15 protein-coding genes and 1 tRNA gene are annotated in these 18,498 nt (G+C 30.7%); 9 read left to right on the top strand and 7 right to left on the bottom strand.

Annotation, left to right across the window (positions count from 1 at the left end; translation table 4 throughout):
* A tRNA-Arg gene (locus H6411_RS03820) sits at positions 1 to 76 on the top strand.
* A 162-nt stretch (positions 77 to 238) separates the two neighbouring features.
* Here the strand turns inward: H6411_RS03820 and H6411_RS03815 are convergent.
* From H6411_RS03815 to H6411_RS03800, 4 genes are all read right to left on the bottom strand, one after another.
* Positions 239 to 703, bottom strand: a complete 465-nt coding sequence (locus H6411_RS03815; RefSeq protein WP_216083321.1) for a hypothetical protein — start codon at positions 701 to 703, stop codon at positions 239 to 241.
* A gap of 192 nt (positions 704 to 895) precedes the next feature.
* Positions 896 to 1,378, bottom strand: coding sequence for a hypothetical protein (locus H6411_RS03810; RefSeq protein WP_216083320.1), 483 nt, complete (start codon positions 1,376 to 1,378; stop codon positions 896 to 898).
* 88 nt (positions 1,379 to 1,466) lie between these two features.
* On the bottom strand, positions 1,467 to 1,904 hold the full coding sequence (locus H6411_RS03805) for a hypothetical protein (protein WP_216083319.1): 438 nt from the start codon (positions 1,902 to 1,904) through the stop codon (positions 1,467 to 1,469).
* A gap of 3 nt (positions 1,905 to 1,907) precedes the next feature.
* Complete coding sequence (locus H6411_RS03800; RefSeq protein WP_216083318.1) at positions 1,908 to 2,747, bottom strand: hypothetical protein; 840 nt, start codon at positions 2,745 to 2,747, stop codon at positions 1,908 to 1,910.
* 212 nt (positions 2,748 to 2,959) lie between these two features.
* On the opposite strand from H6411_RS03800, the gene H6411_RS05935 reads away from it, so the two are divergent.
* The 3 genes from H6411_RS05935 to H6411_RS03790 all read left to right on the top strand — a co-directional run bounded on the left by H6411_RS05935 (position 2,960) and on the right by H6411_RS03790 (position 4,363).
* Positions 2,960 to 3,088: a hypothetical protein gene (locus tag H6411_RS05935; protein WP_369408499.1), complete on the top strand. Its 129-nt coding sequence runs from the start codon at positions 2,960 to 2,962 to the stop codon at positions 3,086 to 3,088.
* A gap of 223 nt (positions 3,089 to 3,311) precedes the next feature.
* A complete protein-coding gene (locus tag H6411_RS03795) occupies positions 3,312 to 3,863 on the top strand; it encodes a hypothetical protein (protein ID WP_216083317.1) in 552 nt (183 codons plus the stop codon).
* Positions 3,864 to 3,877: 14 nt separating this feature from the next.
* Positions 3,878 to 4,363: a hypothetical protein gene (locus H6411_RS03790; RefSeq protein ID WP_216083316.1), complete on the top strand. Its 486-nt coding sequence runs from the start codon at positions 3,878 to 3,880 to the stop codon at positions 4,361 to 4,363.
* Between the two features lie 32 nt (positions 4,364 to 4,395).
* On the opposite strand, the gene H6411_RS03785 is transcribed toward H6411_RS03790, so the two are convergent.
* Together H6411_RS03785 and H6411_RS03780 are read right to left on the bottom strand one after the other, a co-directional pair.
* Positions 4,396 to 5,952: a hypothetical protein gene (locus H6411_RS03785; RefSeq protein ID WP_216083315.1), complete on the bottom strand. Its 1,557-nt coding sequence runs from the start codon at positions 5,950 to 5,952 to the stop codon at positions 4,396 to 4,398.
* A gap of 137 nt (positions 5,953 to 6,089) precedes the next feature.
* On the bottom strand, positions 6,090 to 7,643 hold the full coding sequence (locus H6411_RS03780; protein ID WP_216083314.1) for a type I restriction-modification system subunit M: 1,554 nt from the start codon (positions 7,641 to 7,643) through the stop codon (positions 6,090 to 6,092).
* Positions 7,644 to 8,096: 453 nt separating this feature from the next.
* Between H6411_RS03780 and H6411_RS03775 the strand changes: the two genes are divergently transcribed.
* A complete protein-coding gene (locus tag H6411_RS03775; RefSeq protein WP_216083313.1) occupies positions 8,097 to 9,608 on the top strand; it encodes a BAR domain-containing protein in 1,512 nt (503 codons plus the stop codon).
* A 13-nt stretch (positions 9,609 to 9,621) separates the two neighbouring features.
* Here H6411_RS03775 and H6411_RS03770 read toward each other — a convergent pair whose 3' ends face one another.
* The gene (locus H6411_RS03770) at positions 9,622 to 11,181 is read right to left on the bottom strand and encodes a type I restriction-modification system subunit M (protein WP_216083312.1); all 1,560 of its coding nucleotides are present in this window, start codon (positions 11,179 to 11,181) and stop codon (positions 9,622 to 9,624) included.
* 190 nt (positions 11,182 to 11,371) lie between these two features.
* Between H6411_RS03770 and H6411_RS03765 the strand changes: the two genes are divergently transcribed.
* From H6411_RS03765 to H6411_RS03750, 4 genes are all read left to right on the top strand, one after another.
* Positions 11,372 to 14,566 (top strand): type I restriction endonuclease subunit R, encoded by a 3,195-nt coding sequence (locus tag H6411_RS03765; RefSeq protein WP_216083311.1) that lies wholly within the window; start codon positions 11,372 to 11,374, stop codon positions 14,564 to 14,566.
* 230 nt (positions 14,567 to 14,796) lie between these two features.
* The gene (locus tag H6411_RS03760; protein ID WP_216083310.1) at positions 14,797 to 17,829 is read left to right on the top strand and encodes a type I restriction endonuclease subunit R; all 3,033 of its coding nucleotides are present in this window, start codon (positions 14,797 to 14,799) and stop codon (positions 17,827 to 17,829) included.
* A 152-nt stretch (positions 17,830 to 17,981) separates the two neighbouring features.
* Positions 17,982 to 18,230, top strand: coding sequence for a hypothetical protein (locus H6411_RS03755; RefSeq protein ID WP_216083309.1), 249 nt, complete (start codon positions 17,982 to 17,984; stop codon positions 18,228 to 18,230).
* Positions 18,231 to 18,250: 20 nt separating this feature from the next.
* On the top strand, positions 18,251 to 18,498 hold a 248-nt coding region (locus H6411_RS03750), incomplete at its 3' end, for a hypothetical protein (RefSeq protein ID WP_216083308.1).

Here is an 18,498-nt window from a genome sequence, read left to right as displayed (position 1 = left end):
ACACCTGTAGCTCAATGGAGAGAGCATTTGACTTCGGATCAAAAGGTTATAGGTTCGAATCCTATCAGGTGTGCCATTTTTTTCGCTAAAAACACACTATATTTTAACCCTTAACAGAAAAGGAAAAAACAACTCAAAATATTAATTGTTTAGTTTCTATAAACCCCCTTTTGAATTAGACATTTATCAAAAATATTCTTTTGCATATATTGGATCATTTATAAAAGTTAAAAAAGCACTAGTTTTGTTTTTCTCATTCATAATTTCTACCATCAATAGAACAATAAGCTCATACCTCTGCCCATAAAGAATCGTTCCCCATATCTTTATCTGTCTTATATTTTGATTCACATGCTTTCTTCAATTCATCAGTAACAAGACTTAAATTCTGTTGAGATTTTGCGTTTTCAAAAAAACTACCAGAAGTTAAATTGTTGTTATATAAATTAAATGCTCTCTCCGTTCATAACTTAGTATTGTCTCCTGGATTAACAGACAATAAAAAATTAGCATGTTTTCCTCCAAACTTATCCCTATTTTCATCATTAATATTCAGAGTTATTCTCGGTTCTTTTACTTCTTTGGCTGTTGTCAAATCAATAGCTTTAGCAACGCCATAAACTAGAAAAGCAGAAGCTACAATGGTAAAAATAGCCTTAATTACAGCCGCCATTTCTATCCTAGACTTAACTTGATTTAGCACTGAAAACTAATAACTAACTTCAAATTTTGCCCTTATAGCTCTGTTTAGATTTATTTATTCAATCTTCTTATAAAGAAAAATAATATGAGTCCTATAATCCTAATTTTATTGCTTATATCGCCAAGAAAAACAAGTATGTAGACAAATATATTCGATTTAAACTAAATTTTTATTCAGATCCTTTTAAAGAAACTATTCTAAATTCAACGACTTATCACTCCCATAAACACAAAATTTTTCTACATCTGATTTATATTTGATCTTATTGGCTTCTGTTTCAAAATCAGTCTTCGACTTTTTATACGCAGAATCACAAACTTTATTCAAAGCAATAGATGTATCATTTGTTTCTTTTCCGTATCCCTTAGTAACTGCTTGAAATTCACTTGAAAGCTCATTGCTTGCCTTGCTATCTTTCGTTTTTTTGGGCTCTAACTCATTCTTATAGATCCACTCAAATCAATTCTTATTTTTTTCTATGTCGGCAACCAACTTAGTCTTATTTGCTTGTATGGCGCCTAAATTTCCATTTGTGTAAGTAGCTGCTACTGTAACGGCCTCAGAAGAATTCAAAGTGTAAGCAAAAGGTTCTCTATTCATAAGAGAGATTCCTATTCCGCCGCCTATCGCTAACGCAGCAGATCCCGCACAAATTCCAGCTTTAAGTGGATCCATTAATTCTTTGTACTAAACATTTTTAACAAACTAGCAAATAAACAAACTTCTAATTTGAAGAAGGTTCTTGACCATCTAAAGAACAAAATTATCAAATATTAGATTTCTTAGTACCTGTGGGATCATCAACTTTATAAGCATCATCGCATATCTTATTAAGTGCCGTAGATGCGTTAGAGCCGCTTTCTTCTGAATAACCAACAGTAACTTGGTTCTTCTGAAAAGCAGAATCCAATTTACTGCTTGCATTATTCGCCATTTGTAATGGTTTAAGAATTTTCTCATATATGTAATTCCACCTATCTTTATTGTCTGGATCAAAAGAAGCAATCAACTTAGTTTTATTTTTATTTCCGAACTTTCCTGTTGTATATGTTGACTCTTTAGATTTATAATCGGGTTTTTTCAAATAATCATCTAAAGAATATGCATAAGGAACTTTAAACAAAGTACTAACACCATACCCCCCACTAACTATCACAACAGCTCCTGCTCCTATTGCAGCAGCTCCCTTAGCAACAGACATAAACTATTTACCCTCTAAAGTACAAAATCTAGTCACATCTGCTTCAGGATAATCATTATTGTTATCTTTTTCGCTATTGTATGCATTTGAACAAATATCTTTTATATGTTTCTCTTCTTCGTCTCCTTTTAACTCAAATTTAGAACCTTTTGTCGCTTTAGTATTAGATTTTTCTCCATTATTGCCAAGAAACTCTTTATTTCTTGCTTCTCAAAAAGAAGCATTTCACTCTCATTTTTCTAAGTCTGTTGAAATTAAACTAGATTTTTTAAGATTTCCATACTTATTAACGCCATCATATTTATCTTGGTTTTCCTCTATTGTTCTTGGCTTTGTATGGAAAAAAGAACAATACCTTCAAAAATTGTTAATAAGTTTTGCGTTGTTAGGTTTATCCTTAGAGGGCTTTAAATCGTTTTTATTTTTCTTGTAGACAACTTCACAAACTTGATTTAGAGCTTTTTTAGAAGATTCATCCGAAGCAGGAGTTGGAGAAAAAGCGCTTTCTATTTCACTAAATTCATCACTTCATTCTTGTAATGATTCCGATTTCAAATCTTCCTGAAATAAAGCATAAGACCATTCTCATCATTCCTTATTGTTATTTGAATTACTATCACCTGCTGAGTTTTTAGACTCATTAGAACCATAAGGAGCTATTAAATAATCTCCGTAAATTTTTCCTATATTGTCATCTGTATAAGTAGTTCCATTTGGCACTCCCTCAGAAAGAACAACATAAGCTGGCATGCTTGAAATTAATAAATTACTCACCCCTCAACCGGCCGCTGTTGCAACAACTACAACTCCTATTGATGCAGCAATATATCCTAGGTGAGCCATATATATTTAGTTAATAGACGCTTACAAACCAACAAATTTATCCGAAACAAGAAATAAAAGATTAAGTAACAAAAATCCTCATAAGAGGTTCACTTGGTAGAGTTAATTATTTCCTATTTCCGCAAAAATAAACCTCATAAAGTCTTGAAAACAAGAGCCGAAAAGACAAAAAATTATACTCTTGAGAATTATTCTTGCGGCAATATAAAAAAATGTCAAACCCTTTAAAAATAGGTGTTTACTCTCTAGTAATAATTAGCGGTTGCATGACAATTGCGTGTGGGGTTAAATATTCCTACTCACAACCCGCAACTATAGAGAAAGAAGAATCAGACGAATAGTTACAACTTTTAGTCTCGAAAAAACATTTAAGACTATAGAAGCAACTTTAAAAAAGACAAAATACAACTGCTAAAAATGTTTTTTCTTTCAACGTTTTTATAATATTCAACTTTCTTATGCCAAAAAATACTAACAGTAGAAAATAAATAAATTAAAAAAGAGATTTTTAAAACTGATAAATTAAATCTTAATTTTTATAATGCCGCTTTAAATTTCAAAAATATGTCAACTCAAGCAATAGCTGGAGCAGCTGCAAGTGCAGCAATATTAGGAGGTGGGGGAACTCTTGCTGCTTATGCTGCTGGAGCTTTTAATCAAAAGAATGAATCTGAAAAATACGAAGATTTTCAAGCTTATCTGAATGCTAAATTAAATGAAACTCATACTTATATAGGAGGAGGAAATGAACTAAAAAACAAGATAAAGACTAATTTAGAAGCAACAAACGCCAACAAAGAAAATTACAAAAAAGAGTTAGAAAAAATAGTAATAAGAGAAGGCGCAACAGACGTACAAACAACAGATTTAGATAATGCAACTGCTAATGATGACAGTTTAAATAAGGTATTCGAAAAAGCAAAAACTTGATGCGAAGCTACAAAAATAAAAAAATATGCAGAAAAAGATGAAAAATGAACTAAAGCAACTATTGAATCTGATCCTGATTGAAAACCTTTTGAAACTGTTTGTTTAGAGAAGAAAAATATAACCGTTGCTCCGGTTGCTCAAAATCAAAATACAGTAAATACTTCTCAAGGAGCCGGAACACAATAAAAAAGATATATTAAATGTCAACTCAAGCAATAGGAGCTGCTGTAGCTGGAACATCAGTAGTAGGTGGTGGTGGCGCTTTAGCTGCTTATGCAGCTGGAGCGTTTACACCTACAACAACAAAAGAAGAGACAGTAAAAAATACTTATTTGACTCTCGCAAAAGAAGAAGCAGACATTAAGAACCAAAAAGAATATATGGGAAACAGTCAAACAGATATAAAGTCAGTTTTGGAAGGAAGCGAAAAAGACGCTTACAAGGCAAACCTAAAAGCAGTTTGAAATGACATGAATGAAAATGAAATAAAGCCCGTAATAGAAAAACCAAAAGATAGTGATATTGAAGCCTCAGGAAAAGAAAATGATATATCCAATTATGTAAACAAATGATGCGAACACATAGCTTCTAAAGAATTAGGAGCTAAACCTCAAGATACAGACCAAACATGACAAGCATTCAAAAAAGCTTGTTTCAAAACTAAAGCAACACAATCAACTGGATAAAACTAACCAAAAACTTTTTTTAAATTTAAAAATTAAGACAACAAATTTTTAACTAGCGCTCTTGATTCACTTATTATTTTCTCTATTTCATTCTCGGTAAATCAATTTGTCATTTGCCCTGGAACATAAGTCATAAATGCTCTATGATAATTTTCACTATACAATGCCAAATCATTTGAATTGTTAGATTTTGTTGTCTCAAACATACAAAGAAGACCTATGATAGACCATATTAATTGAGTATCGTAATCTTGAACTTTTCCTAAGTTTCTTGTTATTTGACAGCCCATTCCGAATGTACCTAATCTAATAAATATAGATTTAAAAATATTGTCGCAAATACTCTCTAATTTGTCATGCTGCTTAAAAGTTTCTACGTAATAATAAACACCCAAATTATCTTTCTTTAATTTTTCAAAATCATCTCTATTGATTGTTTTTGAATCTATCAAATTTTTAAGTATCGTTTTAATAACTTTTGCTGCCTCAGGAATTTTCTCTATTTCTTGTTTGATCTTATGTGAATTGTTCCCTAATAAAGTTCCAAACAAAGCTTTTGGAATTCCTTCTATCTTTTCATTCAATTTCTTTAATTTCTCCTCTATTTGTTTTTTTAATTGTTGACTGTTAACACTAATAAAAGTTGCTTTAGAAGATAGATCATTTAAAGTTGCGTTTTTAATATCTACTTTACCATTTAACTCTTTAAAAATTTTTTCAATTTCTGATACATCTTTTTCGATTGCTGTTTTTATTTCACTTATTTTCTTTTCCATTTCAGGAACATATTTATTGCTCTCAAAAACTCCATTATTTATTTTGTAATTTTGATTCTGAAAAAGATTAGCAAAACTATTTGTAATCTCAGTCTTTACCTGTTTTCCTTGAAGTAAGGTCTTACTAAAAGCATCTGATTTCTGATTACCTAAATTAGTCGCAATCTTTTTAGACGCCTCATCAAAACCTTTCTTCAAATAATTCTCAGCAGATTCAAGAACCTTAGTAATAGAAACATTAGTGTTTCCGATTGGTTTCTGCGGAAAATTAGGAACAGCTTTTTGAATATCTACTTGTAGCTGGTTGTACTTATCAACAACATCTTGTACTAATTTAGATATCTTAGTTTCCTTAGAAATAATAGTGTTATCTACCTTCTCCTGAAGAGAATTCAAATATTTTGAACTTGAATCACTTAAATATTTCTGAAACTCTGTTTGACCCGCATTCCATGCTTTATATAAAGCATCTCTATCTATGAATTTATCTAACTCTTCATAATTAGGAACTATCTCATTAATCAATAAATTAGAAGTTCAAACTCTGTTATAAGCATCAATGCCATATATAGTTCCTGTAGAAATAGCTACAGAAAAACCAATAAATGTAGCAGAAACTATCTTAATTTTGTTAACAGTAGATAATTTCTGCCAACCAACAATAAATCTTCTAGTACTCTCTTTATTTAAAGGAAAACGTAAATTGCCATTTACTATCTCTAAATATCTTTCTTTAATCTTGTCTTTTAAAGTAATAATTTCTGAATCATCAAGTTCTAAAAACAGGTCTTTTGAGAAGTCTGTTTGTGACATTTACTTCAAGGCGGTTGTTGCACAATTTAATAAAATTTTTAAAAAAAATAAAATAATTTTTTGTTTATCAATTTTTACTATCTACGCAAATAACTTTTTTTCAAAAAACAAAAATCTAAAACTTAACTCAAAAAAAACTAAAGATCGCCTATTATTTCTTTTATTCCTCGTCTTAACTTATTCGTATTCTCAACTATCCTTTCTATCTCACTATTCAAAACATCAATCTCTATCTTCTCTCTCTTATCTTCTTTTTCTACATAGGAAGAAACAGAAAGACCATAATCTTGCTGTTCTATAACTGAATTGTCTACTAACTTAGATATGTAATCAATATTCTTTCTCTGTCTATATATATCCAATATTCAATTTATATTCTCGGGGGTCAATCTATTCTTATTCTTAATCTTTTCAAACTGTTCAGAAGCATTAATAAATAAGGTTTTCTTCTCTTTCTTTGATTTCTTAAGAACTATTATGCAAGTAGAAATGCTTGTTCCATAAAAGAAATTCTCTGCTAACTGAATAACACAATCAACATAATTGTTATCAACTAAATACTTCCTGATCTTCTGTTCAGCTCCTCCTCTATACATAACTCCTGGAAAAGTAATAATTGCTGCAGCGCCTTTCTCCTCCAAATGATAAAGACAATGCATGACAAAAGCAAGATCAGCTTTAGATTTAGGAGCTAATGCTCCTGCGTCTTTAAATCTAGGGTCTTTGACTAACTTAGGATCATCGTTACCTTTTCAACAAACAGAATAAGGAGGATTAGAAACTATTCCATCAAACTTCTTGTTATGTCTATCGCAAGGATTTACCAAAGTATCAGCACAAGCTATATCAAAATTCTTGTAATGAATACCATGAAGAAGAATATTCATCCTGCATAAGTTGTAAGTTGTGTTGTTAATCTCTTGACCATATATTTCTAAGTTAGACAAGTCAGCATTTTCCTGCTTGAGTACCTTCACAAACTTAAGCAACAAAGAGCCTGAACCACATGCAGGATCATATATTGTCTTTACATCTTTTTTGTTCTCAAGAACCAACTTAACCATCAACTCAGAAACTTCCGTTGGAGTGTAATACTCTCCTCCGCTTTTACCCGCATTAGAAGCATACATAGCCATCAAATACTCATAAGCATCTCCAAAAATATCTGATTCTTGTTGATCTATTAAATCAATCTTTAAATTCTTAACATTCCTCATAACTTCAATAATCTTCTGATTCCTTGCTTCAACTGTCTTTTCCAACCTCTTACTATTAACGTCTATATCCTTAAATAAACCTTGATATTCTTCTTCTGAATTCTGCTCTATTCTTTCAAAAGCCTCTAAAAGTGCCTCATTAAGATGGCTACAATTTCTTTCATGTGACTTCAACATATTCTCGAATAAATCATGTGAATGAATATAAAAACCTTTTTCCTCCTTTATTGACTCTATTTGACGAGAACCATGATTGTTCTTGTACTTAGCTCTATCTAGATAGTTGTAATTTTCTTTTCCTTGCTTTAATTCCTTATCATTTATGTAATTAACAAAGTCTTCTGAAACATACCTGTAGAACATTAAGCCTAAGAAATATTGTTTAAAATCTCAACCATCTACACTTCCTCTTAATTTATTAGCTGTGTCTCAAATCGTCTTATAAAGCTCGTTCTTTTCGACTTCGGAAGACATTAAATAAATCTAGCCTATTCTTAAATTTAATAGAACAAAGTTCATATTTTTTGGTATTTAAGACCTTTGTTCTTTTTTCTTAAACATATAGGAAAAGCCTTTAATACTAAAACGTCGTAATCCCTTATATCTTATATCTCACTTATTTTTTTAATCTATTATCAATGTTGCAAGTTCCAGAAAATTTACACCTAACAATTAATAGAATTTTATTCCTTTGTCGCATTACATACAACTAACAATTTAATAGATCTACTCTCTAATAAAAATTCAAGCACTTGAATCCAATAAATCAAAAAATAAATTAACAAAGGGATCGAATAAAAATAAAATCTTCTGAAACTTTTACATTTTTCTAGCTTTCAAATTAGGCGAAGGCTATTAAAATACCCGTCAATACATTTTTTAGAAATGTACAAAAACCAATCCCCACAAAACTAGTGGTTTTAAAGAATGTCAACAAACAACTCTTTGAAAGAATTATTCCTAGACACGGAAATCTCAGAAATAATAAACAGTTTCAATAAGAGTGCTAAATTTTCACTATCGGCAATCCAAAAAACTTTAATTTTCTTCGCAACAATCTCATCAGCAGTAGCTACTCCTCTTCTAACTATTTACTACATAAATACAAAAGAATGATGAAGAATTTCTAGCTATCTAGAAAAAGAAATACTATCTAAATACGACAACATAAAAGAATACATAGATGAACAATCTCTATACAAAGCATGAAAAAAAGATGAAGCTAGCTTAAAAAATTACCTTAAAGAAGTAAGCGACAAATACCTAAGTAACCTGCAGAAAAAAATAGACGATACAAAAATAACAGAAGAAACAATAATACCTAAATTAGTAAGCGAAACCTCAAAAATACATAACCAATTAGCACAAGATCTCCAAAACATTTCTCCTAATTTAGAACTCAAAAACGTCACAGAAAAAGACATTTCTATACAAGAAATTATGAAAAAAGTCGAAACATTTTTCAATGAAGCGATAGCAAAAACTGAAAAATCAATTAATGAAAATGTTGATAGTCAAAAATCAACAATCTATAACAAAACAATACTAAATAGTAAAGACGTAATGCAACAAATGAAAGAAAAGACATATTCTTTCTTCAAGCAATCAAACTGACAAGCACAAATAAATCTTTCTAATAGCAATAAACACGCCTCAAAAATAAAAAGTCAATTAGAAAAAATAAAACAAGAAATCGAAAAAGAAGTAAAAGAAGCAAAAAAGATATTTGAAAAATTAAAAGACACCAACAAACTTAAAGATGCAGATATAGGAAATATCGCTCAGGAAGCGCAAAAAATAAGAATCCAAAAAATAGAACTAGGCAAACAAATAAAAGAAAAACTTAAGAAAGTAAACGAAAAAATAGAAACAATTCCTAAAGTCTTGTTGGGATCTTTATTAAACGAAAAAGAAAAATTATTAAAGGATATAGAAAAACTACCAGAAGAAGCAAGCTCACTTAAATCAATAATTAAAAATCTAGCATCTTCTCAGCAAATATCAAAAGACGACTTCGACAAACTAAGAAAAAATATTCTTTCAATCTATTTGGGAGTAGAAGGAAAAAAGAAAGAAGAAAAGAGGGTAAGCATTTGTGATACCTATGCAAAAACTTTTTGAACCAAATTTTTTACTTTCGGCCAAGGTTGCAAAATAACTAAATCTGCAGGAGAAGTAGTGAATTATGACCCTGAACTAATCTGACTTCTAGTAAGTCTATTGTGTCTATTCGGAACCAATCAAGAGAATAATTCGCGAGAATGAAACTTAATAGACGTAAAATACGGCCAATCACTACAAACATACGTAGCAGGGAAAGCTATGAATTGATTCTCAGAAGAAGAAATAGATAAATTGCTGAAAGAATCTATGCCCGGAATTGAAACAATGTTAGGAAGACCAACTACAACAAATAAAACACCTAGACTAAAAAAATAAATTTAAAAATTAACTACAAACCACCAATTATTTCTTTAATTCCCTGTCTTAACTTATTAGTATTCTCAACAATTCTTTCAATCTCAGAATTCAAAACATCTATATCTATCTTTTCCCTTGTGTCCTCTTTTTCTACATAAGTAGAAACTGAAAGAGTGTAATCTTGTTCTTTAATCTCTGAGTTATCTACTAACTTAGAAACATAGTCAACGTTCTCTCTATTCCTGTATTTATCAACTATCCAAGCAATATGCTCCTCTCTAAGAATATTTTTATTCTTAACCTTTTCAAATTGCTCAGAAGCATTAATAAACAACACTTTAGAGTCTGTTTTAGATTTTCTAAGAATCAAGATACTAGTTGAAATGCTTGTTCCGTAGAAAAAGTTCTCAGCTAAGTTAATAACACAATCAACGTAGTTGTAATCGACCAAATACTGTCTTATTTTTTGCTCCGCTCCACCTCTATATAAAACTCCAGGGAAAGAAACAAAAACCGCAATCCCTTTTTCACTTAAGTGATACAAAGAATGCATCAAGAAAGCTAAATCAGCTTTAGATTTAGGAGCTAAAACTCCAGCACAGGTAAACCTAGGATCATTTACAAGAGTGTTATCATCTGAACCTTTTCAAGTAATAGAGTATGGAGGATTAGAAACAATAACGTCAAATTTTTGGTTTCTATGACAAGGATTAACTAAAGTATCTCCACAATCTATATCAAACTCGTTGTAACCAACCCCATGCAAGAACATATTCATCCTACACAAGTTGTAAGTAGGATTGTTAACCTCCTGCCCAAATATCTCCAAATCAGAAAATCCTGAATCGGGATTCTGTTTTTTTCATACTTTTCTAAACTTCAAAAGCAAAGATCCAGAACCACAAGCTGGATCATAAACCTTAGTAACATCTTTAGCTTGAACAAGAGCTAATCTAACCATCAACTCAGATACCTCTGAAGGAGTGTAGAACTCACCACCACTTTTTCCAGCATTGGCTGCAAACTGACCTAATAAAAATTCATGCAAATCACCAACTTTATCCTGGCCTTCATATCCTTCAACGCCTTCCCAATTTAACTTTTGTCAAAACTCCATAATCTCAATAATCTTTCTATTCCTCTCAATTATTGACGCAGCCAGTTTGTTACTACCCAAATCAACCTCACCAAACAAACCAGAGAATTTAGAAATACCACCATCGTATGAATACTTAGCGATGGAATCAAAAACTTGAACTAATTCCTCGTTCAAATTGTCATAATTATTTTTAAAGTTCTCATAAACTCTAGGAAAAAGGTGACTAGGTTTTATATAAGTCCCCTTACATTTAACAGCATCAACAATAAAGTCTTCTTCGTTTCAATTCTCATCTTTTTCTTTTGAATAATCAAAATCTAAGTGCCCGCATTTCTTTTCATTGTCACTCACCCACTTGGAAAAATCGTCTGAAATGTACTTGTAAAACATGAATCCCAAGAAATAATTCTTGAAATCCCACGCATCAATACTCTCCCTTAGCTTGTTAGCTTCATCTCAAACACCTTTACAAAAATCTTGAAAAGTTTTCATGCCCGTAAATAAGTTATTAATAACTCAAGTAATTTTAAAGCTTTAAATAAAAATCATTAAAGGCTGGGCATTAATTAACTTATATTACATGTGCGCACAAGGTAATAGAATATAACATTCAAATAAAATCAATACATTGAAGTGCATTTAATAACTTTTATTTACTAAGACGAACTAAATCTACATATAAATGCAATTAATAACAAAAGAAAAAGAAGACAAAGAGCAAATATACGTAAAGAGGAATATTCTTGCTCTTCTAGAGGACAAAACTGTTGTATGCGAATATATTCCTTCCCACGAAGGAAAATATAGGCACTTTCAAACAGAAGAACAATTAGAAAGAGAACTAATAGAGAAATTAGACAATCAGGGAATTTCTTATGAACCGAAAATTAAAAATGCCAAATCTTTAAAAGAAAACTTAAGAAAACAACTCGAACAACTTAACAACGTAATATTTACAGATCAAGAATGAGAAACAGTTTATATAGAAATAGAAAGAGGGGACAAGAATAGTAAAACGAACAGAATCCAAAGAAATGATCACATTATCCCTCTAAGAAGAAGTGACGGAAGCTTTAAAAACATACACCTAATAAACAAAATTCAACCAGGAAATAATAGATTTCAAGTAATAAATCAATATCGAGACATAAATTTAGATAGATATGACGTAACCATTCTTATGAATGGTTTGCCAATGGTTCAAATAGAACTTAAAAGTAGAGGTGTAGATTTAAAAGAAGCTTTCAATCAAATAAATAGATACATAAACAAAAAAGACAGTTTTTCAGGACTATTTGAATATCTACAAATATTCGTGATCTCAAATGGAACAGAAACAAAATACTACTCAAATACAACAAGACCAACTGGAGCTAAAAAATCATCAGAAATTGGAAATTTTGAGTTTACATCCTACTGAACAGATCAGAAAAATAGAAAAATACTAGATTTATTAGATTTCGCTGATTACTTCTTATCAAAAGACACACTAAGAAACATTCTTATAAATTACTGCGTTTTTAACTCTAAAGATAACTTACTAGTCTTAAGACCCTATCAAATTTGCGCAATAGAAAAGATACTTCAGAAAATAAAACTGTCTATAAACCATCACTGAAAAAGAAACGATTCAAATGAAGAAGAAAGAAATAAAACTGGGGGATATATATGACATACAACAGGTTCAGGAAAAACACTAACTTCATTTAAAGCTGCGCAGTTAGCGACTCATATCGATGAAATACATAAAGTTATTTTTGTAGTAGACAGAAAAGACTTAAACAAACAAACTATAGATGAATACGAGAACTATAAAAAAGGATCAACTAATTCAATAAGAAATACCAGAGACTTACATAACAGCTTATTAAATGAAGATAAAGAAAAAATAGTTGTAACAACAATCCAAAAATTAAGCAGACTTCTAACAGACGCTATTCCTGCATCAAAAAAAGAGAGCGAAGAAGAGCAAAAATACGAAGATAAGTATTTATTAGGAAACACAAAAGAAAAATACAGAAGATTACTGGAGATATTAAGAGAGCAAAGATTTGTACTTATTTTCGATGAATGCCACAGAACACAAGCAGGAAAAATGAGAAGACAAATCATAAAAACTTTCAAAGAATCGCATGTTTTTGGATTCACTGGAACCCCTATTTTTTCTACAGACGAAGAGGAAGCAGATGATGATAGAGAAGACAAAGAAATTAAAAGAAAATTGAATGTTTTGAAAACAACTGAATGATTATTTGGAGAAGAATTACACTGTTACAACATTTATGACGCGATAAGCGACAAAAACGTCCTAGGATTTCGTATAGATTACGTAAATAAAACCAATTCCAATGTATCTTTAGAAGTGCTGCAAGAAACAGAAAAAGATTTAGCTTTTAAATGTGTCTGCAGAATAACAGAAGTTACTAAATACATAATTGAGCACTTCAACCAGAAAACTCTAAGATCCAAAGACAAAAACTTAAAAACCAACAGAGAAGATGGATTCAACTCAATTTTTGCTACAGACTCAATAAAAAGCGCGCAAGCTTACTACAAAGAATTCAAAAAACAACAAGAAGATAAAGAGGAAAAATTAACAGTAGCAACTATTTTCAGTAACAGTTGTATTTCAGATGAAAAAGACGAAGCAGAAGACTCTCATGCAATAGACCAAATTAAAGGAGATAACAAAAATTTCCTTGAAGAAGTTATAGATGATTACAACAAAACATTCAAAAGCGGCTTCAAGTTAGATTCATTCGACAACTATCACTCAGATGTATCTGAGAGACTAAAAAACAAAGAAATTGACATATGTATAGTGGTAAACATGTTCCTAACAGGTTTCGATTCCAAAACACTAAACACTCTGTGAATAGACAAGAATTTGAAAATGCACAATCTAATTCAAGCCTTCTCAAGAACAAACAGAATTTTTAATTCTTCCAAACAATTCGGTAACATCATCTGCTTTAGATATGACGCCATAGAAAATGTTGAAAAAGCTTTTGATCACTATATAGAACACGGTTCAAAAAACAAAGATAGAAGCATTGTAATAATAGGTAAATATGAAGACAATTATCCAGCATATAAAGCACTTTCCGATGAAATAAAAACTAAATACCCTATACCAGAACTAATAGACAAAACAGAAGAAGAAAACATTGAATTCTCAAAAAAATTCGGAGAATGACTTCTTAAAAGATCTCTCCTATCCTGTTATGACGAATTTACAGAAGACGAAGAAATCATCTCTGAAGGAGAGATGCAGGATTACATCGGACACTACAACAAACTTTATGCAGAAAAACCAAAAGACAAAAATGGAAATGACGATGAAAAATGAAAAGACGTTAGATTCGAAATCGGATTAATCAAACAAATAGAAATCGATGCCAACTATATAAGAGAGAAAATGAAAGAATTTTCTCAAAAGATAAAAACCGTTACACCAGCTGAATCAAGCGAAATAGAAATATTTAAAGATGAAACTCTTAAGAAAATAGATGCCAGCTGCACATTCAGAAATAAAAAAGATCTAGTTGTTGAATACTTCGATAAATGAGAACAAGGAATAGAGATTGAATGAGATGATCTAGTTAAAGAGAAATACAAAGAAGATCTATGTGTAATTGTTGAAGAAGAAGGTTTAAAGAGAAAAGAAGTAGAACATCTAATGATTAGCTGCTTCAAGAAACAAATGATGGATATGCTAGGAAATAAGTTCGATGAAATTCTTCAAAGGCCTATGTCAAGGCAAGCAGCTTATAGGGAGGAAAGAAACAACAAAGTAAAAAGTGTCATGGAAAAATTAAACAATTTCTTCGCTAAATTCCTGGAATTGTTCGATAATGATTGAGAAAGTAACAGTTAATTGCCTTTAGCAAAATTAATAAAAATTATTTTTTCAGAAAATTTTTTTGCTAATTTTGTTCCTAAATTATTTCTTAAAATCAAAAAAAAGAAAGTTTAGATTTAATCATCCTAAACCCAAATTTGTAGAATATATTCCATTTAAAGCATCTGGTAATTAACAAAATTCACAAATTAATTATTCAGAGAAAAAAATAAGGACATACAATTCAAATTAACCTACCCTAACAAATGTCGCACTTCAAAGAAACAGTCTGCCAAGAATACTTCTTTTCTTACCAGGATGACGATTCTGGAGATGAAGAAGATTCAGATGAAAAAATAATAAGAGAGCTAACCGAGCATGGAATTAAGTACGAAAGCAAAATAACTAATAACGAAGAACTAATTAAAAATCTGAGAGAACAACTAGAGAGATTGAATGAAATTAAGCTTTCAGATGAAGAATGAAGAGAAATCTATTCCAAATTAACTAATAAAAGCAGAGAAGAAAAATTAGAGGTAATACACAGAAATAGATGGATGATAGACAGCTTGAGATTAAAGTCCGGAGGAATAAAAAACATACATTTACTAGATTTACAAAACATAGAAAAAAATGCTTTTCAATTTATAAAACAATTCCCAGACAAAGACAATTCATTTAGCAACGAAGTAACAATTCTTATAAATGGATTGCCTTTAATACAAATTGAGTTAGTAGATAAAAACATAAGCATAAAAGCGGCGTTCAATAAAAAAATAAAAAACATTTACATTCCTTCTTCCAAACTTTTTGAGTACATACAAATATTCATCATTTCCAACGGGAAGGAAACAAAATATTACTCAAGCACAAACAGACCTGACATAAATACAAAATCTAGAAATGCTAGTTTTGAATTTACTATCTACTGATCAGACCAAGCTAATGAAAAAATAAAAGTTTTCTCAGACTTCTCCGTTCACTTCCTTAATCCAGAGGTTCTATATTCAATGCTGACTAAATACTCTTTACTTAACGCGCAAAACGAACTTCTAGTTCTTAGACCTTACCAAATATGTGCAACAGAAAAAATATTAAAAAAGATACATTCATCAATAATAAGGGGTCTTAAAACAAGTAAAGAAACAGGAGGATACATATGGCACTCAACAGGTTCAGGAAAAACACTAACTTCTTTTAAGGCGTCTCAACTTGCAAAAGATATAGAACAAGTCGATCAAGTTATTTTTGTAGTAGACAGGAGGGAATTGAATAAACAGATTATTGATGAATTTGAAAAATATGAAAAAGGCTCAACAAACGCAATCAACAACACACAAGATTTACTTGAAAAACTACTGCAAGAAAATGACGAAAAAATAATAGTAACAACTATTCAAAGACTAACTCGTTTAATAAAAGAAGCTAAATCCGCAAACGATAAACAATCTAAGAAGACAATAACTTCAGAAAAGCACGAAAAATACGAAAAACTACTTTCCCGCTTCGAAGATAAAAGGTTTGTTCTGATTTTTGATGAATGTCACAGAAGTCAAGCAGGAAGAATGAGAGAAGCGATTATTGAAACATTTAAAAATTCTCACTTATTTGGGTTCACAGGAACCCCTATATTCCATAACCAAAAAGATCCTAAAAAAGTAAATAAATCATCAACAGAAAACTTATTTGGAAAAGAGCTGCACCGTTACAGCATTGACGATGCAATAAAAGATGGAAACGTCCTAAAGTTCACAGTAGACTACTTACACGCAAAAATAATTAATTTGTCTGATGATTCTAAAAAATCAACAATAAACCAAGATCCAACTTATAAACATCCAAAAAAAATAACGGCAATAGCTAAATACATCCTAGATAACTTCGATAGAGTAACCTGCAGAGGGCAAGAGCAAAGCATAGCAGCAAAAAGGAGAATAGGATTCAATTCAATTTTCGCAACTGATTCCATTGAAAGCGCAAAAGCTTACTACCTAGAATTCAAAAAACAACAAGAAGGTAAAAAAGAACCCTTAATAATCACAACTATCTTCAGCAATAGTTGTGAAAAAGAAGAAATTGACGAATCTAAAGATTTGCCTCCAACAAGCAAGCTTTCTATAAAAAATAAAGATTTCCTAAAGGAAGTAATAGAAGATTACAACCAAACATTCAAAACTTCTTTCAAAATAGACAAATTCGACAACTTTCAATACGATGTATCTGAAAGGCTAAAAAACAAAGAAATAGATATGTTGATAGTTGTAAACATGTTCCTAACCGGTTTCGACTCCAAAACGCTAAACACCATATGGATAGATAAAAACGTTGAAATGCACAACTTAGTTCAAGCTTTCTCAAGAACCAACAGGATTCTAGACGCAGCTAAACCAGCAGGAAACGTAGTATGTTTCAGACATAATGCAGAAAAAAACGTAGCAAAAGCTTTCAAAATATACCTAAAAGATTCAAAAAAATCAAAAGATAGATTTTTAAGTGTGTTGTCTGATTATCCGGCCGTATACGAAAGATATAAAAGTTCAGCTTACAAATTAAACGAAATAATGGTAGACGTTATTGAAGAACCAAGTGCATTTATAGAGCAATGTCATGAATTATGAGAAGCCAAGAGCATTCTTAGAGGTTTTGATGAATTCAAAGAAGCTGAAAAAATAATAGATGATCAGAAAGAAAAACAGTTAAAGAAATACTATTTAGCTCTTATGGAAACAGAAACAACAATAAATACACCAAAACCAGAAAATAAAAAAAGTTCTCCTGAAGAAAATGAATTGGATTTTGTAGTTGAGTACCTAAAGCAAGAAGAAATAGACTTTAAATACCTTAACAATCTAATGGAAGAATGAAGCGAACAAGAAAGGGAGGGAGAAGTAAATAAAGTTTGAGAAAAAATTGAAGATCTTTTAGACTACAGCATAAACCTAAAAGATTTTAAAGGATACATCATCAGTTACAGAGATGCAGTCCGAGCAGGAATAGCACCTGTTAAATTTAAAAAATGAGTTAAAAAACAAATAGATCAGGATGCAAATAGAGTGGCCAATAAAGAAGGATTAGATGAAGCATACCTACAAGAGATCATATTAGTATGAATTAAAAATAAAAATTTTGATTTATCAGGAGGGAAGATTGACAGGTTGCTAATCAAACCAATGTCAAGACAAGCAGAATTTAGACAAGAAAGAAGAGAAAAAATAGAAAGGATTATTCGAGAATTATTTGAATTGTTCAACAAATATTACTTTATTTTTGAGGACGAAGATTTCCCAGAAGAAGAGTAGTTTCAATATTTCGAAATTTCTTACATCACTTTAATTAAGTGAATAAATCTGAAAAAAAATAAGCTTTACAAAAAACTTCTTAATAACTATCCATACATAGCAGAACTCAAAATTTAAATAACAATAAATAAAATTTGAGGCATCAAATAAAGATGTCCATTCCCATAAAAGCTGCTTTAGCTGGTTCTACGGTTTTTCCTGCCGCAATAAGTGGAACTTATTACATAGTTCAAGATGGCGTAAAGGTAGAAGTTAAAAAAATAAAAAAACCTTGAGAACCAACTCAAGAACTAAAAGATGCAAGTAGCAGGTTATGAAACTGAGATAGAGAAGCAAATAAAGATAAATGTTTCTTTAGCTTTAAACACACAGAAGATAACAGTTGCAAAGGATCTCAATAAAGTTTTTCTATTAATTCAAAATGCAGCTAGTTCCTCCGGCAGCAAAATTAGCAGGGGGGGCAACGATTGTAACTTCTTCTAGTGTAGTAGGAACTACTCAACTAAAACAAAAATTCCAATCAGAAGGTTTTGAAGAAAAATTTGAGGTTTCATCATGAAGGCAAGTAAGTTATAAATTTAGCGAAATATTTGGAAGTAAATTAAGGCCAACAAAAGCAGAGACTTATGAAAATTTAGAAAAAGATGAGCAAAGCAAATGACAAGACAG

Origin of the sequence: Candidatus Mycoplasma haematohominis (assembly GCF_902712995.1) — a bacterium.
GTDB lineage: Bacteria > Bacillota_I > Bacilli_A > Mycoplasmatales > Mycoplasmoidaceae > Eperythrozoon_B > Eperythrozoon_B haematohominis.
This window is presented reverse-complemented; position numbering and strand designations above follow the sequence as displayed.